This is a genomic window from Mycolicibacterium diernhoferi, from assembly GCF_019456655.1.
GTDB classification, from domain to species: domain Bacteria; phylum Actinomycetota; class Actinomycetes; order Mycobacteriales; family Mycobacteriaceae; genus Mycobacterium; species Mycobacterium diernhoferi.
The window spans coordinates 1-25871 of record NZ_CP080332.1; the positions used below are offsets into that span (position 1 = coordinate 1).

At 69.0% G+C, this 25871-nt stretch carries 25 protein-coding genes; 12 read left to right on the forward strand and 13 right to left on the reverse strand.

All coding sequences use genetic code 11. The annotated features are described in order from the left end of the window. Nucleotides 1-1509, reverse strand: a complete 1509-nt coding sequence (gene dnaA / locus K0O62_RS00005; RefSeq protein ID WP_073858488.1) for a chromosomal replication initiator protein DnaA — start codon at nt 1507-1509, stop codon at nt 1-3. Between the two features lie 578 nt (nt 1510-2087). On the opposite strand from dnaA, the gene rpmH reads away from it, so the two are divergent. From rpmH to K0O62_RS00050, 9 genes are all read left to right on the forward strand, one after another. Next, entirely contained in the window at nt 2088-2231 is a 144-nt protein-coding gene (gene rpmH / locus K0O62_RS00010) for a 50S ribosomal protein L34 (RefSeq protein ID WP_073858487.1), read from the forward strand. A gap of 22 nt (nt 2232-2253) precedes the next feature. Continuing rightward, nucleotides 2254-2631, forward strand: coding sequence for a ribonuclease P protein component (gene rnpA, locus K0O62_RS00015; protein WP_073858486.1), 378 nt, complete (start codon nt 2254-2256; stop codon nt 2629-2631). Further along, entirely contained in the window at nt 2628-2912 is a 285-nt protein-coding gene (yidD, locus tag K0O62_RS00020) for a membrane protein insertion efficiency factor YidD (protein WP_073858485.1), read from the forward strand. The genes rnpA and yidD overlap by 4 nt, the downstream gene beginning before the upstream one ends. Continuing rightward, nucleotides 2905-3966 carry a membrane protein insertase YidC gene (yidC, locus tag K0O62_RS00025; protein WP_073858484.1) on the forward strand — a complete coding sequence of 354 codons (1062 nt, stop codon included), beginning with the start codon at nt 2905-2907 and terminating at the stop codon, nt 3964-3966. The genes yidD and yidC overlap by 8 nt, the downstream gene beginning before the upstream one ends. A 74-nt stretch (nt 3967-4040) precedes the next feature. Continuing rightward, the gene (locus K0O62_RS00030) at nt 4041-4580 is read left to right on the forward strand and encodes a Jag family protein (protein WP_073858483.1); all 540 of its coding nucleotides are present in this window, start codon (nt 4041-4043) and stop codon (nt 4578-4580) included. 66 nt (nt 4581-4646) lie between these two features. Next, nucleotides 4647-5330, forward strand: coding sequence for a 16S rRNA (guanine(527)-N(7))-methyltransferase RsmG (gene rsmG, locus K0O62_RS00035; protein WP_073858482.1), 684 nt, complete (start codon nt 4647-4649; stop codon nt 5328-5330). 224 nt (nt 5331-5554) lie between these two features. Further along, nucleotides 5555-6430 carry a ParA family protein gene (locus K0O62_RS00040; RefSeq protein WP_079244353.1) on the forward strand — a complete coding sequence of 292 codons (876 nt, stop codon included), beginning with the start codon at nt 5555-5557 and terminating at the stop codon, nt 6428-6430. 43 nt (nt 6431-6473) lie between these two features. Next, nucleotides 6474-7481, forward strand: a complete 1008-nt coding sequence (locus tag K0O62_RS00045) for a ParB/RepB/Spo0J family partition protein (RefSeq protein ID WP_073858480.1) — start codon at nt 6474-6476, stop codon at nt 7479-7481. Nucleotides 7482-7737: 256 nt separating this feature from the next. Continuing rightward, nucleotides 7738-8484, forward strand: a complete 747-nt coding sequence (locus K0O62_RS00050; RefSeq protein ID WP_073858479.1) for an acetyltransferase — start codon at nt 7738-7740, stop codon at nt 8482-8484. A gap of 4 nt (nt 8485-8488) precedes the next feature. On the opposite strand, the gene K0O62_RS00055 is transcribed toward K0O62_RS00050, so the two are convergent. The 8 genes from K0O62_RS00055 to K0O62_RS00090 form a co-directional block, all read right to left on the reverse strand. Next, a complete protein-coding gene (locus K0O62_RS00055; protein WP_073858478.1) occupies nt 8489-9673 on the reverse strand; it encodes an N-acetylmuramoyl-L-alanine amidase in 1185 nt (394 codons plus the stop codon). A gap of 105 nt (nt 9674-9778) precedes the next feature. Next, the gene (trxA, locus tag K0O62_RS00060) at nt 9779-10111 is read right to left on the reverse strand and encodes a thioredoxin (RefSeq protein ID WP_073858477.1); all 333 of its coding nucleotides are present in this window, start codon (nt 10109-10111) and stop codon (nt 9779-9781) included. A 40-nt stretch (nt 10112-10151) separates the two neighbouring features. Then, entirely contained in the window at nt 10152-11114 is a 963-nt protein-coding gene (trxB, locus tag K0O62_RS00065) for a thioredoxin-disulfide reductase (RefSeq protein WP_073858476.1), read from the reverse strand. 108 nt (nt 11115-11222) lie between these two features. Further along, nucleotides 11223-11819: a hypothetical protein gene (locus K0O62_RS00070; protein ID WP_073858475.1), complete on the reverse strand. Its 597-nt coding sequence runs from the start codon at nt 11817-11819 to the stop codon at nt 11223-11225. 7 nt (nt 11820-11826) lie between these two features. Beyond that, complete coding sequence (gene sigM / locus K0O62_RS00075) at nt 11827-12420, reverse strand: RNA polymerase sigma factor SigM (protein ID WP_073858474.1); 594 nt, start codon at nt 12418-12420, stop codon at nt 11827-11829. Nucleotides 12421-12518: 98 nt separating this feature from the next. After that, nucleotides 12519-16112, reverse strand: a complete 3594-nt coding sequence (gene murJ, locus K0O62_RS00080; protein WP_083603725.1) for a murein biosynthesis integral membrane protein MurJ — start codon at nt 16110-16112, stop codon at nt 12519-12521. Further along, nucleotides 16109-18481 (reverse strand): hypothetical protein, encoded by a 2373-nt coding sequence (locus K0O62_RS00085; RefSeq protein WP_073858473.1) that lies wholly within the window; start codon nt 18479-18481, stop codon nt 16109-16111. Before K0O62_RS00085 ends, murJ begins: the two co-directional genes overlap by 4 nt. Next, nucleotides 18478-19299 carry an NUDIX hydrolase gene (locus K0O62_RS00090; protein ID WP_073858472.1) on the reverse strand — a complete coding sequence of 274 codons (822 nt, stop codon included), beginning with the start codon at nt 19297-19299 and terminating at the stop codon, nt 18478-18480. Before K0O62_RS00090 ends, K0O62_RS00085 begins: the two co-directional genes overlap by 4 nt. Before the next feature lie 99 nt (nt 19300-19398). On the opposite strand from K0O62_RS00090, the gene K0O62_RS00095 reads away from it, so the two are divergent. Both K0O62_RS00095 and K0O62_RS00100 read left to right on the forward strand, forming a co-directional pair. Continuing rightward, on the forward strand, nt 19399-20889 hold the full coding sequence (locus K0O62_RS00095) for a CCA tRNA nucleotidyltransferase (protein ID WP_073858471.1): 1491 nt from the start codon (nt 19399-19401) through the stop codon (nt 20887-20889). A gap of 15 nt (nt 20890-20904) precedes the next feature. After that, on the forward strand, nt 20905-21417 hold the full coding sequence (locus K0O62_RS00100) for a pullulanase (RefSeq protein ID WP_073858470.1): 513 nt from the start codon (nt 20905-20907) through the stop codon (nt 21415-21417). A gap of 61 nt (nt 21418-21478) precedes the next feature. Here the strand turns inward: K0O62_RS00100 and K0O62_RS00105 are convergent, their stop codons facing one another. After that, nucleotides 21479-22255 carry a TIGR03084 family metal-binding protein gene (locus tag K0O62_RS00105; RefSeq protein ID WP_073858469.1) on the reverse strand — a complete coding sequence of 259 codons (777 nt, stop codon included), beginning with the start codon at nt 22253-22255 and terminating at the stop codon, nt 21479-21481. A gap of 9 nt (nt 22256-22264) precedes the next feature. Beyond that, nucleotides 22265-23551, reverse strand: coding sequence for an MFS transporter (locus K0O62_RS00110; RefSeq protein ID WP_073858468.1), 1287 nt, complete (start codon nt 23549-23551; stop codon nt 22265-22267). Between the two features lie 118 nt (nt 23552-23669). Between K0O62_RS00110 and K0O62_RS00115 the strand changes: the two genes are divergently transcribed. After that, nucleotides 23670-24275, forward strand: a complete 606-nt coding sequence (locus K0O62_RS00115) for a YqgE/AlgH family protein (protein WP_073858467.1) — start codon at nt 23670-23672, stop codon at nt 24273-24275. A 1-nt stretch (nt 24276) separates the two neighbouring features. Here K0O62_RS00115 and K0O62_RS00120 read toward each other — a convergent pair whose 3' ends face one another. Beyond that, a complete protein-coding gene (locus K0O62_RS00120) occupies nt 24277-24666 on the reverse strand; it encodes a hypothetical protein (RefSeq protein ID WP_073858466.1) in 390 nt (129 codons plus the stop codon). A 34-nt stretch (nt 24667-24700) separates the two neighbouring features. Next, nucleotides 24701-25735 carry an LpqN/LpqT family lipoprotein gene (locus K0O62_RS00125; protein ID WP_073858465.1) on the reverse strand — a complete coding sequence of 345 codons (1035 nt, stop codon included), beginning with the start codon at nt 25733-25735 and terminating at the stop codon, nt 24701-24703. Nucleotides 25736-25871: the final 136 nt, after the last annotated feature.

A 25871-nucleotide genomic window follows, 5' to 3' on the forward strand; every position in this document is an offset into this window, starting at 1 on the left:
TCAGCGCTTGGAGCGCTGCCGGATCCGGGTGGTGAGTTCCTTGACGTGATCGAAGATCTCACGCCGTTCGGCCATGCCGTCGCGGATCTTGCGCTCGGCATACATGACCGTGGTGTGGTCGCGGCCGAAGGCCTCACCGATGCGCGGCAGCGACAGGTCGGTGAGCTCACGGCACAGGTACATCGCGATCTGACGGGACTGTGCCAGCGCACGCGTCTTGCCTGGTCCGCGCAGCTCCTCGACTGTGGTCTCGAAGTACTCGGCGGTGGCCGCCATGATCGTGGCGGTGCTGATCTGCATGGTGCTGGAGTCGGAGATGAGATCCCGCAGCACGATCTCGGCCAGGGACTTGTCGATCGTCGTCTTGCTCAGCGAGGCGAATGCGGTGACCCGGATCAGGGCGCCCTCGAGCTCGCGGATGTTGCGTTCGATGCGACTGGCGATCAGCTCGAGTACGTCATCGGGGACGTCCAGCCGATCCATCTGCGCCTTCTTGCGCAGGATCGCGATACGGGTTTCCAGCTCCGGCGGCTGCACATCGGTGATCAGCCCCCACTCGAAGCGAGTGCGCAGCCGGTCCTCGAGGGTCGCCAACTGCTTGGGGGAGCGGTCCGAGGAGATCACGATCTGCTTGTTGGCGTTGTGCAGCGTGTTGAAGGTGTGGAAGAACTCCTCCTGGATGCCGTCCTTGCCCTCGATGAACTGGATGTCATCGACGAGCAGGATGTCGACATCGCGGTAACTGCGCTTGAACGAGGCCTTGCGGTCATCGCGCAGCGAGTTGATGAAGTCGTTGGTGAATTCCTCGGTGGAGACGTACTTCACTCGCATGCCGGGGAACAACCGCTGGGCGTAGTTGCCGGCCGCGTGCAGGAGGTGGGTCTTTCCCAGACCGGACTCACCCCAGATGAACAGCGGGTTGTAGGCGCGGGCCGGTGCCTCGGAGATGGCCAGCGTCGCGGCGTGCGCGAAGCGGTTGGACGCACCGATGACGAAGGTGTCGAAGGTGTAGCGCCGGTTGAGGCTGACCGCGTTCGATTCCGGCACCGGGTTCCTCGACCGGTTGAAGTAGGTCGGCCAGCTGGCCTCGGCGTTGGCGAGGGCCTCGCCGGCCTCGTCGACCTCTTCGTTGTCGATCGCCGCGGTATCCACGCCGGGGGGCGGGGCCTGCGGGGCCGGCTCGGGTTCGGTGGTGTCCTCCGGGCTCGGGGTGGCGATTCGGACGCCGAGTTCCACCCGCTGGCCGAGCTGACGACTCAGCGCGGAGACGATCGGCTCGCGCAGCCGCTCGATCTCGTTCTGCACGAATGCCGAAGGCACCGACAGCAGGGCGAAACCTTCGGTGATGACCAACGGTCGGACGAGCTTGAGCCAGGCACGCTGCTGCCCGGTGAGGGTCTGGGGGCGGGGGCCGCCGTTGATGGTCTCGCCGAACGGTGTTTCACCGTTCAGTTCGGCGACGACCCTGTTCCAGACCGTGACGAAAGAGGAATCTGGGTCTGCGGTCAACGACGCCTACCCCCCCTTGCTGTTCCTCGGGAAAATTCCCGGGGGCGACGATAACAAACCATCCACATAGTTATCCACAGACTGTGGACAGTGGTGGGTACTACTCGTCGCGGTCTATCGGCGTGGATGCCGTGTCGGAGCTCGACGCAGTCCGGATGGTCTGCGGGCTCGCGGCCTTTGTGGTCCTCGCTCTGTTCCGGCGCCGTTCCGCTTGGAACGGCATTGCCAGAAGCTAACAGTTTTCTCTCGGAGTGCCAACCGTTCTGCAACATTGCCGACAGCTTCTTCACAGCCACGGCAAAGTTGGTTACCTGTGTGGTTTTTGTTGCCGGATGGGACTGGGCTGAGCTGCGGGATGAGCCTTTCGGGCCAGGTTTGACCCAGGCAAATCTCGTCAGTACCCTCGAGCAGTCGCCCGCACGTGGCGATACGGCTGCGGCTCGGGGTTCTTTTCCGGACCTCACAGGTGCCGCGCCGGCAAGATGGATGAGCTTACCAACGGTGGCAACGTCCTCGGCCGTCATGACTGTCATGGCGTCTGAGGTTGTCAACACCAGATCGAACGAGGAGAAACAGCCGTGGCCAAGGGCAAGCGGACTTTCCAGCCGAACAACCGCCGCCGGGCCCGTGTGCACGGTTTCCGGTTGCGGATGCGTACGCGCGCCGGTCGCGCCATCGTGTCGGCCCGCCGTAACAAGGGCCGCAGCTCCCTCACTGCGTGATCTGACGCAGGGTTCTCCGGCAGTGCTTCCGGCCCGGTACCGGATGACACGCTCCACTGATTTCGGTGTCACGGTTCGCCAAGGCATACGGGCTTCCCAGCCCGATATCGTCGTGCACGCGTTGCACGACGATTTTGTCGATGATTGCGAGGCCGGTCCGAAGATAGGGCTGGTGGTCTCCAAGTCGGTGGGTAACGCGGTGCAACGGCACCGGGTGTCCCGCCGGCTTCGCCATGTCGCGTACCGGCTCGTGATCGACAGTGAGACAGATCTCGGCCCACGCGACCGGGTGGTGATCCGCGCGTTGCCCGGCAGCCGGGACGCCGCGTCGAGCCGGCTGGAATCCGAACTACGTTCCGCGCTGAAGAAGGCGCGTATTCAACGGCAGGCCCGGCCGTGACCACATGGGCTGCCAAGAGCGTGATCTTCGTGATTCAGCTGTACCGGACGATGATCTCACCGTTGCGGTTGCCGACATGCCGCTTCACCCCCACCTGCAGTCAGTACGCCGTCGATGCGTTGACCGAGTTCGGTCTGTTCCGGGGCGGCTGGTTGGCCGCTGTCCGGTTGGCCAAGTGTGGTCCGTGGCACCGTGGCGGGTGGGACCCCATACCCGAGCGCGGTGACAAGGCCGGCGATAAGACTTCTGTAGAAGTCGTCAGGAGAGATTCTGTTGTTTAACTGGTTCAGCCTCGACATCATCTATTACCCGGTGTCGGCGATCATGTGGGTCTGGTACAAGGCGTTCGCCTTCCTCCTCGGACCGACGAATTTCTTCGCGTGGGCACTGTCGGTGGTGTTCCTGGTGTTCACCCTGCGCGCGATCCTCTACAAGCCCTTCGTCAAGCAGATCCGGACGACGCGGCAGATGCAGGAACTGCAGCCGCAGATCAAGGCCTTGCAGAAGAAGTACGGGAAAGACCGCCAGCGGATGGCGTTGGAGATGCAGAAGCTGCAGAAGGAACACGGATTCAATCCGATCCTGGGCTGCCTGCCGATGCTCGCTCAGGTGCCGGTGTTCCTGGGCCTGTTCCATGTGCTGCGGTCCTTCAACCGGACCGGCCACAACTTCGGTGAGCTCGGCCTGGACGTGGAGCTGAACAAGCAGCTGTCCAACTATGTGTTCAGCGCCGCCGATGTGCAGAACTTCCTGCAGGCGAATCTGTTCGGTGCCCCGCTGGGCGCCACCATGATCCAGTCGGAGAGCAGCTGGGCCGCCTTCATCGGGTTCGAGGTGAGCCGTGCCGCGATCATCGGGGTCGGGGTGCCGCTGATGATCCTCGCCGGTATCGCGACCTACTTCAACAGCCGCGCCTCGATCGCCCGCCAGAGTCCCGAGGCGGCCGCGAATCCGCAGACCGCGATGATGAACAAGCTGGCGCTGTACGTCTTCCCGCTGGGTGTCGTGGTCGGTGGGCCCTTCCTGCCGCTGGCCATCATCTTGTACTGGGTGTCCAACAACGTGTGGACGTTCGCCCAGCAGCACTACGTGTTCGGCAAGATCGAGCAGGAAGAAGAAGCCAAGAAGGCCGAGGCGCTGGAGCGGCGGTCCGCCAATGCACCCGCTCCGGGCCAGAAGCCGAAGAAGGCCCGCAAGGTCGTCAAGGATTCCTCCGGCGTCGAGATCGTGGAGCCGAGCCCCGAGGAGTCGGACCAGAAGCCGGGCCCGCAGAACGCTGCGCCCAAGCCGAAGAACACCAACACAGGCGCGCGGCCCAAGAAGCCCAAGCGCTAGAAGCCAAAGCCGAGAGCCGATCGACCCGGGAACGGCCGGGGGGGCGGACGTGGCGAAGTAAGGAGAAGACGGATATGACTGACGCCGAAACCACCGAGCGCACCGACGCCGCGGCCGAGGATGCCGAGAACACCGCAGGGGTGGACGACCTCGAGGAGCGATTGGTCGCCGAGGGCGAGATCGCCGGTGACTACCTCGAGGAGCTGCTGGACCTGTTGGACTTCGACGGGGACATCGACCTCGACGTCGAGGGCGACCGGGCCGTGGTGAGCATCGACGGGGGCAGCGACCTGAACAAGCTCGTGGGCCGCAAGGGCGAGGTGCTCGACGCGCTGCAGGAGTTGACGCGGCTGGCGGTGCACCAGAAGACCGGTGAGCGCAGCCGCCTGATGCTGGACATCGCCCGGTGGCGCCGTCGCCGTCGCGAGGAGCTCGCGGCGCTGGGCGACAAGATCGCTCGCCGGGTGCTGGAGTCCGGGCAGCGTGAGGAGTTGTCTCCGATGACGCCGTTCGAGCGCAAGATCGTGCACGACGCGGTCGCCGCGGTGGACGGGGTCCGCAGCGAGAGCGAGGGCGCCGAGCCGTCGCGTCGCGTCGTCGTCCTTCCCGCGTGATCGCGTTAGTTACACGTATGTAGTTCAAGCAACACAACAGGGCCGTCGGCCTGGTGCAACCGGAGGATGTTTCACGTGAAACATGGCGAACTGAGTCCGGCGCCCCAGCCGGCGGCTCTTTGCTTTGGCGAGCGTCTGGATGTGGCGCAGCGGTACGGGGAGATCCTGGCCGGCGCGGGGATCGAACGCGGGCTGCTCGGACCCTCCGAAGTCGATCGGTTGTGGGACCGTCATCTGCTCAACAGCGCGGCGATGGCGGAGCTCTTCGAGTCGGGGGAGCGGGTGGCCGATATCGGCAGCGGTGCCGGGCTGCCCGGTATCCCGATCGCGATCGCACGCCCCGATCTGCATGTGACGTTGATCGAGCCATTGCTCCGTCGCAGTGAGTTCCTGAAGGAAGCGATCGATGAGCTCGGTCTGGACGTGACGGTGATCCGGGGCCGGGCCGAGGACAAGACGGTGCGGGACGAGGCCGGGCCGATGGACGCGGTGGTCTCCCGTGCGGTGGCATCGCTGGACAAGTTGGCACGGTGGAGTCTGCCGCTGCTCCGGGTCGGGGGCCGGATGCTGGCACTCAAGGGGGAGCGGGCAGTGGAGGAAGTGCAGGAGCACCAGCGAACCTTGGCTTCGCTTGGTGCCACGGACGTGAGAGTGGTGAGATGTGGCGTGGACTTTTTGAACCCGCCCGGCACCGTGGTGGTTGCACGACGCGGAGCGACAGCAGTGCGGCCGGGTAGGAGGAAGCGATGAGGTTCGGACGGGAGCGCAACCCAGCGGGGAACGGTCGTAAGCCGTCCCCGGCGAAGGCTGCCACGAGCGTGCCACCGGGCAATGTTTCACGTGAAACGAACGGGTCACGTGAAACGAACGGGTCACGTGAAACCGACGGGCCACGTGAAACAGTCCGGTCGCGTGAAGCAGACCGGTCAGGCGAAACGTGGACGACCGCGGCGGGCAGCTGGCAGGGCGATCCGGTGGCCGACACTCCTATCGCCGCCGAGGCGGAACGGGCGACCCGGTTGCTGCACAACCGTCAGGGTGGCCTTCCGCGACCGGACCGGCAGCGCGTGTTCACCATCGCGAACCAGAAGGGCGGGGTCGGCAAGACGACCACGGCGGTGAACGTCGCCGCGGCGCTCGCCCGCCAGGGGCTCCAGGTTCTCGTCATCGACCTCGACCCACAGGGCAATGCCAGCACCGCGCTGGGGATCGAACACCGGCAGGGGACACCGTCCTCCTACGAAGTGCTCATCGGCGAGATCCCGCTGGAGGCGGCTCTGCAGCGCAGCCCGCACAACGAGAAGCTGTTCTGTGTGCCGGCCACCATCGACCTCGCCGGCGCCGAGATCGAGCTCGTCAGCATGGTCGCCCGTGAGGGTCGGTTGCGTGGAGCGTTGGCCGGACTGAAGAAGCACAGCTTCGACTACGTCTTCATCGACTGCCCGCCCTCACTGGGTCTGCTCACCATCAACGCGCTCGTGGCCGCGCCCGAGGTGCTGATCCCGATCCAGTGTGAGTACTACGCGCTGGAGGGCGTGGGCCAGCTGCTGCGCAACATCGAGATGGTCAAGTCCCACCTGAATCCCGAACTGGAGGTCACCACCGTGGTGCTCACCATGTACGACGGGCGTACCCGGCTCGCCGACCAGGTGGCCGAGGACGTGCGCGCACACTTCGGCGACAAGGTGCTGCGGACGGTGATCCCACGCAGCGTGAAGGTGTCCGAGGCCCCGGGTTACGGAATGACGATCCTGGATTACGACCCGGGTTCACGTGGAGCGATGAGCTATCTCGACGCGAGTCGGGAGATCGCACATCGCGGTACGGCCACGGACGGTCCGCGCGGATGAGCATCGATATCGGGAACGCAAGCACGAAGTTGGGGGCAGCACGATGAACCAGGCGAAGAAGCGCAGCGGTCTGGGACGCGGCCTGGCGTCACTCATTCCCACCGGCCCGGCGGACGGCGAGGCTCTCGGCGGTCCCCGGATCGGTGACGCGACCGCCGACATTCTGATGGGCGGCGCGCCGAATCCGGCACCCGCGCAGACCGCCGCGGCGGAGAGCATCGCGGTATCGGAGTTCGGCGCGGTGTACCGCGAGATCGATCCGAAGTCGATCGAGCCCAACCCGCGCCAGCCGCGCCAGGTCTTCGACGAGGAAGCACTCTCGGAACTGGTGCACTCGATCAAGGAATTCGGCGTCATGCAGCCGATCGTGGTGCGCGCGCTTCCGGCCACGGACGGACCGGCGCGCTACCAGCTGGTGATGGGGGAGCGGCGCTGGCGGGCCTCGCAGGAAGCGGGGCTGGCCGCAATCCCGGCGATCGTCCGGCAGACCGCGGACGACAGCATGCTGCGCGACGCGCTGTTGGAGAACATCCACCGGGCGCAGCTCAATCCGTTGGAAGAGGCGTCGGCGTACCAGCAGCTGCTCGAGGAGTTCGACGTCACCCACGACGAACTGGCCTCGCGGATCGGCCGGTCCCGCCCGCTCATCTCCAACATGATCCGTCTGCTCAAGTTGCCGATCCCGGTGCAGCGGCGGGTGGCCGCCGGCGTGCTGTCGGCCGGGCACGCCCGCGCATTGCTGTCCCTGGAGGGTGGGCCGGAGAAGCAGGAGGAGCTGGCGGCCCGCATTGTCGCGGAGGGTCTGTCGGTGCGCGCCACGGAGGAGGCCGTGACCCTGGCCAACCGCGCCGGCCCGTCGGACCCGCCGGCGCCGCGTCGCAAGCCCATCCAGATGCCGGGCCTGCAGGACGTCGCCGAACAGCTGTCGACGGCGTTCGACACCCGGGTGACGGTGAGTTTGGGCAAGCGCAAGGGCAAGATCGTGGTGGAGTTCGGGTCGGTCGACGATCTGCAGCGCATCGTCGAATTGATGAACTCGACCAAGCAGTAACCGACGAAAAGTGGCCGAATGTGCGCGGGATTTCCAGGACCGGAGACACGGGCGAATTACGTCACTGTGACACTAAAACCACCCAGCGTCGCTCAGATGTCGACCCGGAAAGGAGAAGCCATGTGTGACAACATTATTGGCTTCCGACACCGGGTCGGCGGTCTTTGCCGGCCTCGGTGGACCGAGCGTACGGGCTTCTCCTATCCTGGAGTGGCATCCGTGCGCGCCGGAACCATGTGAAGGTTGGGGTATCGAAGTGTCAGCACGTATCAGCCCGCTGCGGCTCGAGTCGTTCGAGCAGCTGCCCAAGCATGCGAGGCGGTGCGTGTTCTGGGAGGTCGACCCTTCCACGTTGCGAGGAGATGATCACCTCGCCGACCCCGAGTTCGAGAAGGAAGCGTGGCTGTCCATGGTCATGCTCGAGTGGGGGTCATGCGGTCAGCTCGTTCTCGACTCCGCGGCGGAGCCGGGGGAGCAGGACCCCGACCGGGCCGAGGTGTTCAGCGACGACCCGTGTCTGGGCTATGTGTTCTACGCGCCACCCGGTGCCGTCCCGCGAGCCAAGAAGTTTCCGACCGGCCCGGTCAGCGCGGATGCCGTCCTGCTCACCTCGCTCGGATTGGATTCCGCCGACGACGGCGACCACCTGTCCCGCGGCCTGATCACCGCGGCGGTCGGCGATCTGGTGCGCCGCGGTGTGCGTGCACTCGAGGCGTTCGGCCGCACCGCGCAGGTGGATGATCTCGGCGACTCCGGTGTGCCCGCCGATCTGGAGGCGGTGATCGAGGTGCTCGGGGACTGCTCGGCCGGTCAGTGCATCGTGGGAGCCGACCTGCTCATCGATATGGGCTTCGAAGTCGTTGCGCCGCACCCGTATTTCCCACGGCTGCGGCTCGAACTCGAGCAGGGCCTGGGATGGAAGGCCGACGTGGAGGCCGCATTGGAACGGCTGTTGGAGAGCGACCGGCTGCAGGCGCCGGTCGGCGCCGTGCCGTGCGGGTGAATGGTTAGCGGCCGGCCTGTTCGACCGACAGTTCGTGGGCCAGGAGTTCGGCGAAGGTGAAGGTGCCGGTGGGCCGGTCGTTCTTGCCCAGCAGGTACAGCCGCTTCACCGCGGCCAGCATGCCTTCGGCGATCACGTCGCGGGCCTGACTGGATGCCAGCAGCGCGCGGTCATGTGAGTTGGTGACGTACCCCAGATCCACCTGAACGGTGGGCATCCGGGTCAGACGCAGCAGATCCCAGGTGCGGCCGTGCACCCGGCAGTCGCTCATCCCGGTGCGGGCCACCAGCTCACGCTGGATGAAGTCGGCAAGATTGCGGCCGATGGTCGAGACCGAGCCGTGGGAGTTCCCGAAGTGGAACGAGGCGACGCCGTTCGCGGATGGACTGCTGTGGCTGGAGCACCGAAGACTGATCATCAGATCGGCGCCGACGGTGTTCGCGGTCGCCGCGCGCTCGGCGTCGGACGGGCTACGTCCGACCGAACGGGACAAGAAGGTGTCCATACCGATCGCGGTCATCCGGCCTTCGAGACGACTGGCCACGTCCCACAGGATGTCTGCCTCACTGAGTGGACCCTCGGGGCCCGAGATGATGGCACCGAGGTCGTCGCCACCGCGGCCCGGATCGATGATGACCCGCTTCCCGGACAGCCGCGGGCCCGAGCGCCGGACCAGTTCCTCTTCCCGGATGGCGTGCGGCGAGCCCCCGGTGACACGGGAACCCAGGAAATACAGGGAGCGCAGCGTTTCCGGGCCGCAGATGCCGTCCGGGAACAGCCCGTACTCGCGCTGGAAGAACATCAGACCGTTGTGGGTCTGCAACCCGAAGTGTCCGTCCACCAGGCCGGTGTAGAAGCCGAGGTCTTGGAGGCGGGCCTGCAAGGTGGCGACGTCATCGCCGTACATCGGGGCACCGAACTGGTGGGAGAGCGTGCGGGCGCCGAGTTGGTAGGAGGCCTCGCGCAGCGCGCGGGAGGTCGCCTCACCCACCATGCCGTCCACCAGCAGACCGCGCTGCTGCTGGAATGCGCGCACCGCGTGATCCAGCTCGGCATCGAACACGTCGACCGCGACGTGCTTGCCGGTGGACAGGTCGGCGTCCGGACTGTTGATCAGCCCGAGGCCCGCCAGAGCCGCCCTGATCTCGACGACCGCACTTCCTCGGTCGCCGCGACGCAGTATCGACATACCTGGCCTTTCAGACACGCTGCACTGTCGGCAGGGGGCCAACGCTCGCAGTTCGGACTGAAAGTATTGTCTCAGACACCCGGGAAAATCCGGAAAACCTCCGGGTCAGGCGTGGTCGGCGATCTCCCGCAGCAGCGCCGCCTTGCCCTTGGCCCCGACGATGCGCTTGACCGGCTGACCGTCCTTGAACAAGATCAACGTCGGGATCGACACGACCTGGAAGTCACGCGCGGTGGCCGGGTTGGCGTCCACGTCGAGTTTGACGACCTTCAGCTCACCGGCCTTCTCCGCGGCGATCTCCTCGAGCACCGGGGCGATCATCTTGCAGGGGCCGCACCAGGTGGCCCAGAAGTCGACCAGCACCGGGGTGGAACTGGTCAGCACATCCTGGGAAAACGAATCGTCGGTGACGACGGTGGTCGCGGAGGTTTCGCTCATCAAATTCTCCTGATCTAGTGGTCTTTTGGAAAAACGGGGCCTAATCCTCTGTGGGAGCAGGGAATTCGGTGAGCCAACGCTCGGTGTCGATGGCTGCCGAACAGCCCGACCCAGCCGCCGTGATGGCCTGCCGGTAGGTGTGGTCCACCAGATCGCCTGCGGCGAAGATACCTTCGAGTGAAGTGGCGGTGCTGCGGCCGATCACCTTCACGTACCCGTCATCGTCGACGTCGACCTGTCCGCGGACCAGATCCGATCGCGGGACGTGGCCGATCGCCACGAACACACCCGTCACCGCGAGCTTGGACTCCTCGCCGGTCACGGTGTCGCGCAAGCGGATTCCGGTGACCTTGGGGTCGCCCTCGATCTCGGTGATCGCGCTGTTGAGCAGGAAGGTGATCTTCTCGTTGGCCTGGGCGCGGTCCAGCATGATCTTGGATGCGCGGAACTCCTCGCGCCGGTGGATCAGCGTGACGGACCGGGCGAACTTGGTGAGGAAGATCGCTTCCTCCATCGCCGAATCGCCGCCGCCGACCACGGCGATGTCCTGGTCGCGGAAGAAGAAGCCGTCACAGGTGGCGCAGGTGCTCACACCCAGCCCGATGCGTTCCATCTCGCCGGGCACTCCGAGCTGGCGGGCGGCGGCACCCATCGCGAGGATGACCGACCGGGCGCGGTGAGTTTCGTCACCGACGGTGACGGTCTTGATCGGGCCGGTCAGGTCGACGGCGTCGACGTCTTCCATCCGCAGATCGGCACCGAAGCGCAGCGCCTGCTCGCGCATCTCTTCCATCAGGTTGGGTCCCATGATGCCCTCGCGGAACCCGGGATAGTTCTCCACCTCGGTGGTGGTCATCAACGCACCACCGAACTGGATGCCCTCGAACACAAGCGGCTTCAACTGGGCGCGGGCGGTGTACACGGCAGCGGTGTACCCGGCCGGGCCGGAGCCGATGATGATCACGTCGTGAATGGGGGACGTGGCCTCCGAAGTGGTGGACATCCTGGATATGCCAGCCTTTCTGCCGCATACGCGGCCAGTTGTTCAAACATCAGGGTAGGCGGCGGTGTTCCCGCCCGTCCCAGTCGGGGCACGTCCTCGGGGCGGGGCTCAAGGGCGTGCGACCTGGGTCCGCGCCAGGACGCCGGCCCCGGCGGCCGGACACTTCGGTGCCACCACCAATGCGATAACGGATGAGGGTTCCGCAGCGGGCACTACCAGCAGGACACCCGTGGACACCGGTCTGCCGCCCAGGATCGGGGCGTCGGGAGCAAATCCCGCCGCGTGCAGGCACCGCGCCGGATCGGCCAGCTCACCCAGTGATACCGGTTCTCCCAGCAGTTCCAGGATCTGCGCGTCGCTCAGGGGTACGACGGCCGGATCGCGCTGCACGGTGATGTGCCGGGCGGTGGGCCCCGGATCCCGGGTGAGCTGCCGGTCGGAACCCCCGCCGATCATCGCGAACAGGCCGAGTCCGACGGCGAGCACCGCGGCCGTGACCCCGGCGACGAGAACCGGCCGGGACTGCGACACCCGGTGTGCCGGAGGAGGGGCCTTGCGCAGCGCGGATCTGATGGCGGCCGTCACGTCGGGCGGCGCCGGCGGCGCAGAGGTGGTGTCGGCCCCGAGCGCGGCGAGGTCGCGGCGCACCCGACCGTGGGCGGCCCGCAGGTCGGCGTCGCCAGGATCCCCGGATTCGCGCTGCACCGTCTCATCATCGCGCGGCGGGTCCCACTTCGGCGGTAACCGCAGGAGTGCCCAGATACCCGAGCGCGCCCGCCAGCTTGGTCCGGGCCCGCGCGCAGCGACTCTTCACGGTGCCTTCCGGCACCCCCAGCAGCCGGGCCGTCTCGGCGATCGAGAAACCCTGCATGTCGACGGCGACCACGGCGGCGCGCTGGTCGACGGGCAGCCGCATCAGCGCGCGCTCCACCACGATCGCGGTCACCACGCGGGACGCGGGATCGGCGATGCAGCCGGCCGCGGTGCCGTCCAGGGGAGTGGTCGGGTGTGCCTTGTGCCTGCGCAGCCGGTCCAGACAGGCGTTCACGACGATCCGGTGCAGCCAGCTGCTCACCGAGCAGTCGTGCCGGAACCTGGCGGCATTGCAGTGCGCGGACAGCATCGCGTCCTGCAGGGCGTCGCGGGCATCGTCGGGGCACCTGCTGGTGATCCGGGCCAACCGGTACAACTGCGGCTGGTAGCGGTAGAACAGCTCCTCGAACGCGAACCGGTCACCCGCCACATGCGCGGCCAGCAACTGCGCGTCGGTGCGATCGTGCCCAGAGCATCCCCCGAAACTCCCCACAGCCGAACACTAGGGGAGCGCGGAACCGACCCCGGACACCAAACTGCGGATGCGGCCTGACCTGGGATGAGCCCGGGTCAGGCCTGGGGATAACCCGGTCAGGACGCCGATCGGAGGGTGATCTCGCCGATATCGGTGCGGCTCTTGCCGTCCACCGTGCCCAAGGTCGAGATCCACACCAGCACATACGGGCTGGCCTTCGGATCCTCGATCTCGATGGTGTTGGAGCCCTTCTTCAGCGGTGTCGGATCGGTCAGTGCGGTGGTGTCCTCCAGGGACGCGGGGCTGGCCGAATCGGAGCCGCGGATCTGTACGGCGGTGCCGACGCTGGACACGTCGAGGGTGACCGAACCGATCGCCGTGGATCGGGGCAGCTGCAGCATCAGACCCACACCGTTCTTGAAGCCGGGGAACGGGGCGGGGTCGGAGTAGGTGTCGGTGGCCCACGCCGTGGACGGGCTGCCGTCGATGGCCAGCCCGGCGTCGGCGGGCGCATCGGCCTCGCCTTCGGGGGAGAACACCGTGGCGCGCACCGGCTTGATCACGGAGCCACCCTCGGCCTGCTCGGAGGTGCTGGTCGGGCTGTTCAACCCGAGTTCGTCACGGCCGAGCCCGTCGCCGACATTTCCGAAGATCCGGCTGAGGATGGTGGCCAACAACACCAGCGCGAGGACCACCACGACGCCCCCGGCGGCCACACCGATGACGATGCCCTTGCGGCGGCGGGCGGCCGCCTCCTCATCGAGGTTGCCGGGACCGAGGCGCCCGGCCGGTTCGGCCGGCTCGTCGACCGGCGCGATGTACTCGGTGCGATCGGCCACGGCGGTGGCCTGCTGGAGCAGGTTGAGCAGGGTCGGTGCGGTACTGATACCGCCCTCCTCCTGCACCGCGCGGGCGGCCGCCGCGGAGATCTGGAACGGGATGTCCCCATCGACGGACTGCGGCTCCACCGGTTGGCCCGCCGCGTCCAGGTCGGCGGGGGCCAACCCGCTGTGCAGCCCGGACTCGGGCAGCGGCCACCGGTTGATCAGCAGCGCGTACAGCGCGGCGCCGATCCCGCGGATGTCGTCCTCGGGGGTGGCGTCGGGCAGCGTGGCCGGGAAGGCCAGCACGACGTCGCCCTCGATGCTCACCCGTACCCGGCTCGGATCGTCGATCGACAGGGCGACGCCGGCGCGGTGCGCGGCCTCGGCGGCGGCGGCCAGCGACTGGATCGCGCGGGCACCCCCGATGGGCGACGGGGAGGTCTCGGCGACCTCGGCCAGCGAGCCACCGCGGATCCACTCGGAGACCACCAGCCCGCCGGAACCGGTGCGGGCCACGTCGAGCACCCGGGCGATGCCGGGGGTCTCCACCTTGGACAACCGCATGGTGCGGGTCAGGATCTCCTGCAGCTCGCTGTCCGGCAGGACGGCGTCGGGGTCGACGAAGGTCAGGGCCACCTGGCGGTCCAGCGCGGTGTCCAGGGCATGCCAGAACTGCAGGTGCGGCGGCCCACCGTGGAACACCAGCAGCCGGTAGCGGCCGCCGGCGATGGTGGCGCCCGGGATCAGGTGCACATCCTCGTCGGCGGTGGCGGCCTCGAGCGGGGGTTCCCGCGGGGGATCGAAGGCCAGCGGTGCCCTGGTCGGGTCGTCGCCATAGTCGGACGGAGGCCGCTGTCCGGGTCCCTCGGACGGAGGCCGCTGTCCGGGTCCCTCGGACGAAGGCCGTGCGCTGAAGCCACCGGTGTCGGGCTGGAAGTCGCCCGCCGCCGGACCTTGGTCGGAGCGCGCGCCTGCCCGGGGGGCCGATCCGGGCACGGGGTCATCGCTCACCGCTGGTGGTCCTTTCGGCATCTGCTGCTGTGCAATTCCCGCATGCGGTCCGTACCGGCTCGCCGCCGGGGCAGGCCGCATGGGATGCGAATTGCTGTGATCAGAGTACGTGACCGGGGATTGCGTTCGTGCCCGGTCAGGCATGGAAACGGCCGGGGTTCGGCCGGGCAACCGGCGCTGCACCGCAGCCACCGCGGCGACCGCGTCGGGAACCTTCGCCGCCCACAGCACCGCGCCCACGATCGGCAGCATGATGACGCCGAGCACGAACAGCCGCAGCAACGATCCGAGGCCGCCGCCGTGCTCGGTCAACGCCTCCAGCCCGAGCAGCCGATCGACCACATGCGCGGCCAGCCCGGCGATCATCGATGCGGCGATGGTGACCAGGATGGTGCGCAGCACCTCCAGGTTGAGCATCTTGCCGCCGGGCGGCTTGAGGTTGGCGCGCAGCACCAGGTACCCGACGGTGGCGCCGGCCAGGAACCCCAGCCCGTTGGCCAGTCCCAGGTACCCGGCGACCATGCCGGGGTCGGAGACCAGATGCGGCACCGCCACCGACGCCGAGATCTTCACCGCGGTGATCACCAGGATCAGCACGATCGGCGTCCACGGTTGTTGCCGCGCGTAGAACACCCGTAACTGCAGCAGCACCAGCGCGTACGGGATCAGGGTGAACGCGGACAGCGTGATCGCCATGCCGAGGTACCCGGCGTCGGTCTGACCGAAGTTGCCGTAGGAGAACAGCGCGCTGCCGATGGCGGGGCCGCCCACGGTCATCATCGCCACGATCGGGATGAGCGTGATCATGGTCAACCGGGTGGCGAGGTTCAGGTCGGCGAGCACGGCCGGGCCGTCGTCGGCGGCGGCGTTGCGGGACAGCCGCGGCATCACCACCGTCAGCACCGTCACCCCGATGATGCCGAACGGCAACTGCAGGATCAGCCACGTGTAGTTGTAGATCGCGGGACCGGAAGCCGCTGCCCCGCTGGCGATCTGGTTCCCGACGATCAGACCGATCTGGCTGATGAGCACGTACAGCACCATCGCCAGCGCCATCATGCCGAACTGCTTGAGCCGGTCGTCGATACCCCACAGCGGGCGCAGGCTGATCCGTTCGGCCCGCAGCGCCAGGATCAGCACCGCGGCCTGGGCGACCACGCCGAGGGTGGTGCCGATGCCGAGCACCAGCAGTTTGGCATTACCCATCTCGACCGGGTCGACGGACAGTTCACCGGGCACCAACAGGTACACCGCGAGGGTCAGGATCGCCACGACGTTGTTGAGCACCGGCGCCCAGGCCGGCGGCCCGAACACGTTGCGGGTGTTCAGGATCGCCATGTACACCGAGGTGAGGCCGTAGAAGATCACCTGCGGGAGCAGCAGATACGCGAACGCGGTGGTCAGCGGGCGGTTGACCAGCGGGTCGCTGCCGAGCATCAGATCCACCAGCAGCGGAGCCGCGGCCACCGACAGGATCGTGGCCACGATCAGCAGCGCGGTGGCCAGCGTCACCAGGCGCCGCATGAACGCGGTGCCGCCGTCGGGGTCGTCGCGTTCGGCGCGGGCCAGCACCGGTACGAAGATCGCGGTGAAGGTCGCCTCGAGCACCAGCGCGGCGATGAGGTTGGGCAGCTGGTTGGCCACGGTGAACGAACTGAGCAGCGGGCCGCCCAGGATCAGCGCGAGCAGCACCATGCGGGCGAACCCGGTGAGCCGGCTGACCAGGGTGGCCACCGCCATCCCCCAGGACCGTGACACGACCGCCGAGTCGGACAGTTCCTTGCGGGGTTGTCCGGGCGGGGTCGCGGTCGGCACGGTGCCACCTGCCTGGCGTCGGGTGGTGTGCCCGCGGGGCACCCGTTGCGGGTTGTTCATCGAAGCTCGTCTGTTGGTGGGGTTCGGTCGTCGCCGTGGGCCAGTGCGGTGTCCAGCGGGTCGGGGTGCCGGGGGGTGGGCGGGATCAGGTCGGCGCGGTCGGGTTGACCGCGGAAACGGTGCCACAGCCGTCGGCCGACCAGTAGCGCCAGGATCACACCGCCGGTCAGTGTGATGAAGAACAGCACCTTGCCGTAGGCGTTGGAGTGCACCGACAGACGCACCGGATCGCCCAGCGCCAACCCGTCGGCGGTGCTCAGGTTCACGTCGATGGCGAACCGCTGGGTGAAGTGCACCTCGATCGGGACCCGCAACGGCAGGAAGCCCGGCGGCAGCTCGATCTCGCCCGGATCGGTCACCGCGACGCCGGGTGGCGCGGTGATGTGCAGCCGGACCCGGATCGGCACCGGGAGATCGTTGCGCAGCGCCAGCGGCAGCGGGCTGCGTTCGGTGGCCAGCGTGTAGGAGCCGCCCGGGTTGACCACGGTGACCGCCCCGAACAGATCGGCGACGGTGCGGCTGACGGTCGAAAGTCGTTGCTGAGCAGCCTGGTTGCGCGCGTTCGCGGGGACCGACTGGCTGAGCGCGCGCAGCATGTCCTCGCGCAGCGGGGCGGTGTACCCGGTGCCGGTCAGGCCGGTCCGCTGGTCGGCGGTCAGCGCCGAGGTCAGACCCCAGAGCCTGCCGGTGACCGCCGAGATGCCCGAGGTGACCCCGTTGTCGATGAAAGCGTCCGGGTCCAGGGTGGGCTCGGGCGCCGGATTCGGCTCCGGCGGCGCGGCCCGGTGCGTCTCGAGGATCACTGCGGGCAACGGCCGGGGCACCGCCAGGCCCGCGCGGATCGCGCTGGCCACCGAGGTCAGCATGCTTTGTGCCTCACCGGGGTTCAGATCCCAGGTCAGCGGCGGCAGCACGATCTGGGTGCGGGGTTCGGCCTCGGGTGCCAGACCGCGCCACAGCAGCGCACCCAGCGCGTTCTGCAACCGGGCCACCCGGGAGTCGTGCTGCAGTGGGATGCGCAGGTCCTCGTCGAGGTAGGTCGGGGCGATCGGTGCGCCCCCGGTCCCGGCCAGCGCGGCGCCCAGTCCGGGGTCGAACGGGGCGGTGACGACGTCGGGGGAGTTGCGCTGCGGGGTGAGGTCCGCGCCGCCGGGATCCTGGGCCGAGAGCGTGGCGGCGGCGATCGCCACCGTGGGGCCCCGCGCGCCGAGCAGCGACACCGTGGGTGCGGTCAGTGGCGCGTCCCCGATCAGGGTGGCGCCGCGCACCGAACGGATCCCGAGGATCTGGTCCACGATGTCGGCGGCGCCGGTGGTGGCCACCGCGCTCAGGCCGGTGTCGCCGACCCGTTTGAGGGCGTCCAGGTCGGCCTGGGAGTACACGGTGGCCGTCACGCACAGCCGCTGTGCGAGCGCCCGGAGCCGGCCCAGCCAGTTCACCGCGGCCTCCTGGCCGGTGCCGGGGTGGGTGGGTGCGCCCAGCCCGCCGGCGGGGTCGTCGGTGACGACGTAGCCGCCGGTCATGGCGTTGACGGTGATGAGCAGGTCGGGGTCGACGGCCAGGCAGAGCGCACCGCCGACGGCGCCGTCACCGTCCACCTGGGCGCTGGTGGCGAAGTCCGCGGCCGACAGCAGGGTGTCCAGGCGTCCGCCGGGTGCCAGCGAGGTGGCCAGGTCGTCGTCGAGCAGCCGGACCGGGGTGGTCCCGCCCGGGATGCCGGCGGCCAGCCGGGGGCGGTCGGCCAGCGGCCACAACACCGTCATCGCCACCGGTCGGGATGTGTCCGGCGGCACCACCGCGGACACGCCCTCGGAGTCGCCGATGGCCGGGTCGGGTGGGACACCGAGGACGGGCAGCAGCAGCCGGGCGTCGTCGAGGCGGGCCGGCGCACCGTAATCGGGGGTGCCGTTGACGTTCACCAGGAGGGGATAGACACCGGGCGCGTCGATCCGCAGGGAGGGCTCTTCGGTGCCGCGGACCGGGTAGGCCAGGGTGAACGGCACTTCCTGGCCGCGTTGCAACTCGGTGGACAGCGTGATGAAGGGCGCCACCGCGGTGTACTGGTCGAGGTTGCCGGACAGGTTGGTCCGCAGCCCCGCCGATCCGGTGACCGCCGGTGCGGACTCGAGCCGGACCACCACATCGCGGACCGGGCGGTCACCGACATTGCGCACGGTGCCCGCGACGGTGACCACCGAGCCGCTGGTCGTCGTGACGATGTCGGGGGTGACGCGGTCGATCTGCAGGGTCAGGAACGCGGCGGAACCCGGTTCGGCGGCCGCGGCGCCGGGTAGTGCGGCGGGGGTCGCGAGGAGGAGCAGCAGTACAGCGGCGGTGAGGACGCGAACCAGCACCCGTACCGGGTTCACGGGCCCTGTCCGCAACCGTTCGCCCGCCGGGGTGGCGAATCCTCGGGGCGGCGGTTGCGGGTGTGCGAATGGGTCTGGGGACGCCGGCGCGGCGCACTGTGCGGCAGCGGCGGCAGCGCCCCGGGGCCGTCGGTGTGCAGTTTGTCGATGAGCTCGCCGGCCACCACGGCCAGCCGGCGTTCGTCGGCATAGGCCAGCCGAGCGGGCAGGTCACGCAGCGGAACCCAGGCCACCTCGGTGACCTCCATGTCCTCATCGGAGAGATCACCGCCCAGGAAGCGCATCAGGTAATGGTGCACGGTCTTGTGCACGCGCCGGCCCTCGGTGACGAACCAGTAGTCGATGCTGCCGAGCGCGGCGAGCACACTGCCCTGCACGCCGGTCTCCTCGGCGACCTCGCGGACGGCGGTCTGTTCGGCGGTCTCACCGACCTCGATGTGCCCCTTCGGCAGCGACCACAGCATCCGTCCGCGCCGATCGATCCGGCCGATCAGCGCCGCAACCTGGGTGTCCTTGGGTCCGTCGAGGCCGTCGATGACGAGGCCTCCGGCCGAGGTCTCGTGCACGGTGCGCAGCCGGTCCGGGGTGCGCCGCGAGGCCGGCCGCGGTTTGCGGTTCTGCCCGGGTTTGGCGGGCTGGGCGCTGTTGTTCGGTGCCTTGCCGGAGTTCGGGGACTGGCCGGGCTGGCCGGTGGGTTTGGTGCCCGACTCGGCGGCGGTGCCGGTGCGTCCGGCGTCGGCTTCGGGCGGACCGGCAGCCCGGCGACCGCGGCGGCGCCCTCGGCGCCGTCGAGGCTTGGCGTGCTCACCGTCCGACACCCAAGCGATAGTAGTTGCCGCAGCTTTACCTGCTCGCCACACGCGCCGGTCGTGGCCGGGCTGTCGCCGGGTCGTTATCGACCATTAGGCTCACCGAACGTGCCGAATGACCCGACTCCAGATGCCGCCGAGGCCGAACTGCTGGCGGGAGCCTGGGTTGCGCTGAACAGCTACGGCGAGATCCTCCGCGACATCGGCGCGGTCTTCGCCGCCGCCGGTCATGAGCTGTACCTGGTCGGCGGCAGTGTCCGCGATGCGCTGCTGGGCCGGCTGTACTCGGACCTGGACTTCACCACCGACGCGCGCCCCGAGCAGATGCAGAAACTGCTGCGCGGCTGGGCCGACGCGCTGTGGGACACCGGCATCGAGTTCGGGACCATCGGTGTCGGCAAGGCCGGGCACCGGTTCGAGATCACCACCTTCCGCGCCGACAGCTACGACCAGGTGTCCCGCAATCCGCAGGTGCGGTTCGGGGACCGGCTCTCCGACGATCTGGTGCGCCGCGACTTCACCGTCAACGCCATGGCGGTCCGCATCACCGAGGCGGGCCCGGCCGAGTTCCTGGATCCGCTCGGCGGGCTGACCGCGCTGCGCGAACGGGTGCTCGACACCCCGTCCGCACCGCAGATCTCCTTCGGGGACGACCCGTTGCGGATGCTGCGGGCCGCGCGCTTCGTATCCCAGCTGGGGTTCTCGGTGGCGCCGCGGGTGCTGGAGGCGCTGCTGGAGATGGCGCCGCAGTTGGAACGGATCACCGCCGAGCGGGTGGCCGCCGAGCTGGACAAGCTGCTGCTCGGCGCCGACCCGGTCGCGGGCATCGACCTGATGGTGCAGACCGGTCTCGGCGCGGTGGTGCTGCCCGAGGTCGGCGACATGCGGATGGCCATCGACGAGCACCACCAGCACAAGGACGTGTACTGGCATTCGCTGACGGTGCTCAAGCAGGCCATCGACCTGGAGGAGCCGGCGGGGCAGCAGAGCAGCGAGCCCGGGGGAGACCCGGGGGGCCCGGATCTGGTGTTGCGCTGGGCGGCGCTGCTGCACGACATCGGCAAGCCCGGCACCCGCCGCCACGAGCAGGACGGCGGTGTGAGTTTCCACCACCACGAGGTGGTCGGCGCCAAGATGGTCCGCAAGCGGATGCGGGCACTCAAGTACTCCAAGCAGATGGTCGACGACGTGTCGCAGCTGGTGTACCTGCACCTTCGATTCCACGGCTACGGCGACGGCCGGTGGACCGACTCGGCGGTGCGCCGCTACGTCACCGACGCCGGACCGCTGCTGGGGCGGTTGCACAAGCTGGTGCGCGCCGACTGCACCACCCGCAACAAGCGCCGCGCCGCCCGGCTGCAGGCCAACTACGACGAGCTCGAGACGCGGATCGCCGAACTGGCCGCCAAGGAGGATCTGCAGCGGGTCCGCCCGGATCTGGACGGCAACGCCATCATGGAGATTCTCGGGATCCCGCCCGGCCCGTTGGTGGGTAAGGCCTGGAACCACCTCAAGGAGCTCCGGCTGGACCGAGGCCCGCTGGATCACGACGAGGCGGTCGCCGAACTGCACAAGTGGTGGAACGCACAGCAGTCCTGATGCGTCTGAACAGGCATGGACTATTGCCTGGGGGACGGAGCCGGCGGTGCGGCCATCTGGTCGGCCGAGCCGACGCTGGACATCGACGGTGACGGGGTGCTCGACGCCTTTGCGCTGGACCTCGACGCCGACGGCCGCCCCGACGATGCGCTGGCCGATCTCGACGGGCCGCCCTTCGACGGGCTGGCCGATCACGCCGTCCATGACCGGGACGGCCCGGCGCCGGTGTACTTCACCGACGACGGGTCGGGGACCTGGGCGGTGGCCGTCGACCGGACCGGGCAGTTGCGCTGGTTCGGTCTGGACGGGGTGGAGGCCGGCCCGGTATTCGGGCCCGGCCCGATGGTCGACTTCGACGGTGACGGCCTGGCCGACGACCGGCTGCTCGACGCTGACGGTGACGGGCTCGCCGATCGGGTGCTGGCCGGGGACAGCGCATACGCCGACCGCGACGGGGACGGCCGCTGGGATGTGAGACTCGTCGACAGCGACGGGGACGGGCGCGCGGACTCGGCGAGTGAGGTTTAGCCGAGCGCGTCGATCAGGGTGCGGGCATCGCGCACATCGGGGTCGGTGAATCTGGTTGCGGTCAGCTGCGGCCGGCGCCGGGCGGCCCGGCGAAGGCCTGCGCGATGGTGAGCCATTTCTCGGCATCGGGTCCGACGGCCACCACGGCGAGTTGGTGCGGCGCGCGCCGCTGGGTGACCAGCATGCAGAAATCCTCCGCCGGGCCGGTCACCGTCTGGGTGGCGTCCTCGGGCCCCCAGGTCCACCAATCACCCTCTGGCCCTTGTAGTTTCACGTGAAACGGTGCAGTAGGCGGGGTCAGGCCGTGGGTGCCGAAGGCGAAATCGCGGGTGCGCACCCCGATGTGGGCGACCGAGCGCAGCCGCGCGGTGGGTGGGCGACGGACACCGAGCGCGTCGGCGACGTCCAGTCCGTGGGCCCAGGTCTCCATCAGCCGCGCGGTGGCCATCGAGGGCGCGCTCATGGGCGGCCCGAACCAGGTCAGCTTGCGGCCGTCGGGGACCTCGAGCAGGGCGGCGTGCAGCGCCGCACGGTCGGTGCGCCAACCCTTCAGCAGCTCGGCCGGCGGGGTGGCGGCCAGCCGCTCGGCGGCGGCGTCGACGAAGCCGTGCGGATTCCCGGCGGCCTCGCCCAGTACCGCGGCGAAGGCCGGCTCGTCGGTGATCGTCTGCAGCGAGACCCGGTCGGTCCACCACAGATGCGCGATCTGATGCGCGATGGTCCATCCCGGGGCGGGGGTGGGCGTCTGCCAGCCGGTCGCGGGAAGGTCGGCCACCAGGGCGTCCAACGCGTCGCTTTCGTCGCGCAGGTCGGCAACCATCGGTGCGGGACCGGGCATGGCGCAACCCTAATCCGCCGGGATCCGCCGGCCCAGCCCGGCGTGCACCGCCAGCCCCAGCAGATAGACCGCCGAGCCGGCGAGCACCAGCGGCACCGACCGCCCGTCGACCGGGATCACCGCCGCCGCCGCGGCGATGGCGGCCACGAACGTCACCCAGAACAGCGCGTCCTGGACGGTGAAGACGTGCCCGCGCAGCGCATCGTCCACATCGATCTGCATGGCGCTGTCCGCGCACAGCTTCACCACCTGTCCGGCCGCACCCAGGACGAAGCCGCAGGCGATCATCACCGGCAGGTGCAGGCCCGCGGCGAGCAGCTGCACCACCACCGCGAGCGCCAGCGCGCCGTTGGACGTGCGGTACCGGCCCCAGCGCCGGACCGCGGCCGGGGTGAACACGGTGGACAGGAAGGACCCGGTGCCGGTGGCGGCGATGAAGAGCACCGCGATGCCCAGCCCCAGCCCGGCGACCTCCTGATCGCCGCTGTGCCGGACGATCACCAGCACCAGCAGCGTGTTGATGCCGAACGCCATGCGGTGAGCCGCCAGTCCGCCGAGGGTGGCGGCCACCGTCGGCACCGCGGCCACGGTCCGGATGCCGTGCACCCACCCGGTGGCCACCGCGTAGCGCACCGATCCGTGCACCGCGCGGATGCTGTCGTCCGGGCCGAGCACGTGCGGTGAGAACCGCACCGAGAGCACCAGCGCGAGCAACACCGGCGCCGCGGCCAGCAGGATGACCACGGCGGCGCCCGCGTCGTCGGCGCCGAACAGCCAGCGCGGCAGCAGCATGAAGTTGGCGCCCAGGAATGTCGCCAGCGCGCCGGTCGCGGTCGCCACGGAGTTCATCGTCAGCACCTTGTCGCGTGGCACCACGTGCGGCAGCGCCGCCGACAGACCCGAGGACACGAACCGGGTGAAGCCGTTGACGATCAGCGCACCGAGCAACAGCACCAGGTGTCCGGTGCCCACCGCCAACGCGGCGCCCACTGCGAGTACGAGCAGCAGCCGACCGGTATTGGCCCCGATCAGGACCAGGCGCCGGTCCCAGCGGTCCAGCAGGGCCCCGGCGAACGGGCCGAGTAGCGAATAGGGCAGGAACATCACCGCGAAGGACAGCGCGATCTCATTCGGGGTGGCGGCCCGTTCGGTGCTGAACAGGATGGCTCCGGCCAGACCGGCCTGGAACAGCCCGTCGCCGAATTGGCTGACCGCCCGTAGTTCCAGCAGCCGCCGGAACTCGGGTAGATCACGCACGCTCTGCCAGGTTCCCGGCGGATTGCGGGCGTCAGTCATCAGTTCAGATCCTGTCCGGGCCGGGACTGCGGTCGGCACCCGGATCCACAGTACAAATATCTCCGCGGACCGCTTGTTGTTCGCTGCTGCAAGGGGGTCCTGGTGACATGATGGACCAGTGGGACCGCTCGAGGAACCGGAGGATCACATCACTCCGACGGCACCGCATGTGCGCGCCGGAACTCTGCTGCTGGCCGATACAGATCTGTTCGAACCGACGTTCCGGCGCACCGTCATCTACATCATCGAGCACAACGACGGCGGCACCCTCGGCGTGGTGCTGAACCGGCCCAGCGAAACCGCGGTGTACAACGTGTTGCCGCAGTGGGCCAAGCTCGCGATGAAGCCGAAGACGATGTTCATCGGCGGACCGGTGAAGCGCGACTCCGCCCTGTGCCTGGCCACCGTCCGGGCCGGGGTGGACATCACCGGCGTAGCCGGGATCCGGCACGTGCAGGGCCGGGTCGTCATGGTCGATCTGGATGCCGATCCCGACGCGCTGGCACCCGCGTTGGAAGGGGTGCGGATCTTCGCTGGCTACTCGGGGTGGACCACCGGCCAACTCGAGGGAGAGATCGAGCGCGACGATTGGATCGTGCTGTCGGCGTTGCCCTCGGATGTCCTCGTCGAACCGAGGGTGGATCTGTGGGCTCGGGTGTTGCGGCGTCAGCCACTACCGCTGTCGCTGCTGGCGACCCACCCGATCGATCTGAGCCTGAACTAGCTCAGCCGCAGATGGAGCGGCCCGACGGGTCGGCGCCGGTCAGCGAGCACGAACCGCACGAGCCTGCGCAGCCGCCGCCCGCTTCACGGCGAGCGTCCTGCTCGGCTTCCTTCAATGCCACCAGTTTCGCGCTCTGCCAGCAGCCGGCCCCGACGGTTCCGATCGCCCCGATGACGCAGACCACCAGCACCAGCAGGCCCATCTGGGCCGGCGCGACCAGACCCACGATGCCACCGGCGGCCAGCATGGCGGCCGCGGCGAACTGGGTGGGTGCGACGGCCCGCAGGACCTGCCGAACCGGGTCGGCGGCGTAGGGACGATTCAGCGACCAGGCGGCGGCACCGGCAGTGGCCGCTGCCACGCACAGGCAGAGCACCGCGGCGATGAGCATGGACCCAGGATAAGGGGCGCCGCCGGGGGACCGATCAGGGGAGGCCGCTCACCGGTGAGAAGACGGGCCCGAGCCCGGAGGCTCCGCCCAGGCTGACCGGGACCGTGGCCGCGTTCAGCGGTGCGGTGGGTGGGATCCGCCCGGCCGGCGCGGGGGCTGCGGCCGGGGCCGGAGCAGGTGCGGCCACCCGGAAACCGTTGACGATCGCATCGACCGCGTCGGCGGCGGCGACCGACTGCGATTCGGCGGTCGTCACCGACAGCGACACCAGGTAGCGGTCGGTGCCCGAGGTCGCGATGATGTGTCGCCGCGACGTGTTCAAGGTCATGTTGTTCTCGCGGTAGGTGCCCTCGATGATCGAGGTCGGCACCCCGTTGACCTCGGCGATCGACCCGCCGGTCGCCCGCCACGCGGTCAACTGCTGGCTGTCGGTGAACCCGTGCCGGATGGCCTCGCGGGCATCGAAATCCCCGACCAGCTTGTACACCACCACCTGCGCGTTGGAGGTGTACAGCCCGTCCCCACCGACCCGGTCGGCGATCACCGCGAAGGCGTCGGGCACATTCGGGTCCGGCACCTGGGTCCACCCGGTCGGCCGGGGCAGCACGATGTTCAGCGCGGAGAAGTTGGTGGGCACCTGCGGTTCCATCGCCACATTGCGGCTTGCCAGGTAGTCCCGGATGGTGCCCGACGGATTCGGCGACAGCGGCACCGAGACCGGGCGGGGCGCGGCCGCGGGGGCCGTGGCGGTGGTGGTGGTCGTCCCCAGCCCGGCAGCGGTGCCGGGCGGCACGGCCGCCGGGAGGACGCCGGGTCCGGAGGCCGGCACCGTGGCCGGGCCGACGGGCTGGGACGGTCCGGGCACCGCGGGAGCTGCCTGCGGGATGACGGTGACGGTCTGGGTCACGGTGGCCGGGCTCGGAAGGGACGGCTGCGGAGCGAGCGGCTCGGCGGCGGCGGTGCCCGACAGGCCCACCACACCGGCGAAGCCGGCGGCGGTCCCCGCGATCGCGATCCGCCAGCTCTGCCGGACGTGAGAGCCGCGAGGGCGGGAGGCGTTGTGATTCATCTGACGCCGGTCCTTCCGAGTTGCACGTGCCTGGGTCAGGGGCCGACTGTAACCACGCCCCCGGCCTTCTCACCAGCGCCGGAACACAGCTGCAACCATGTGGTGAGCGCCCTGCAACGGAACCGATACCAACCCG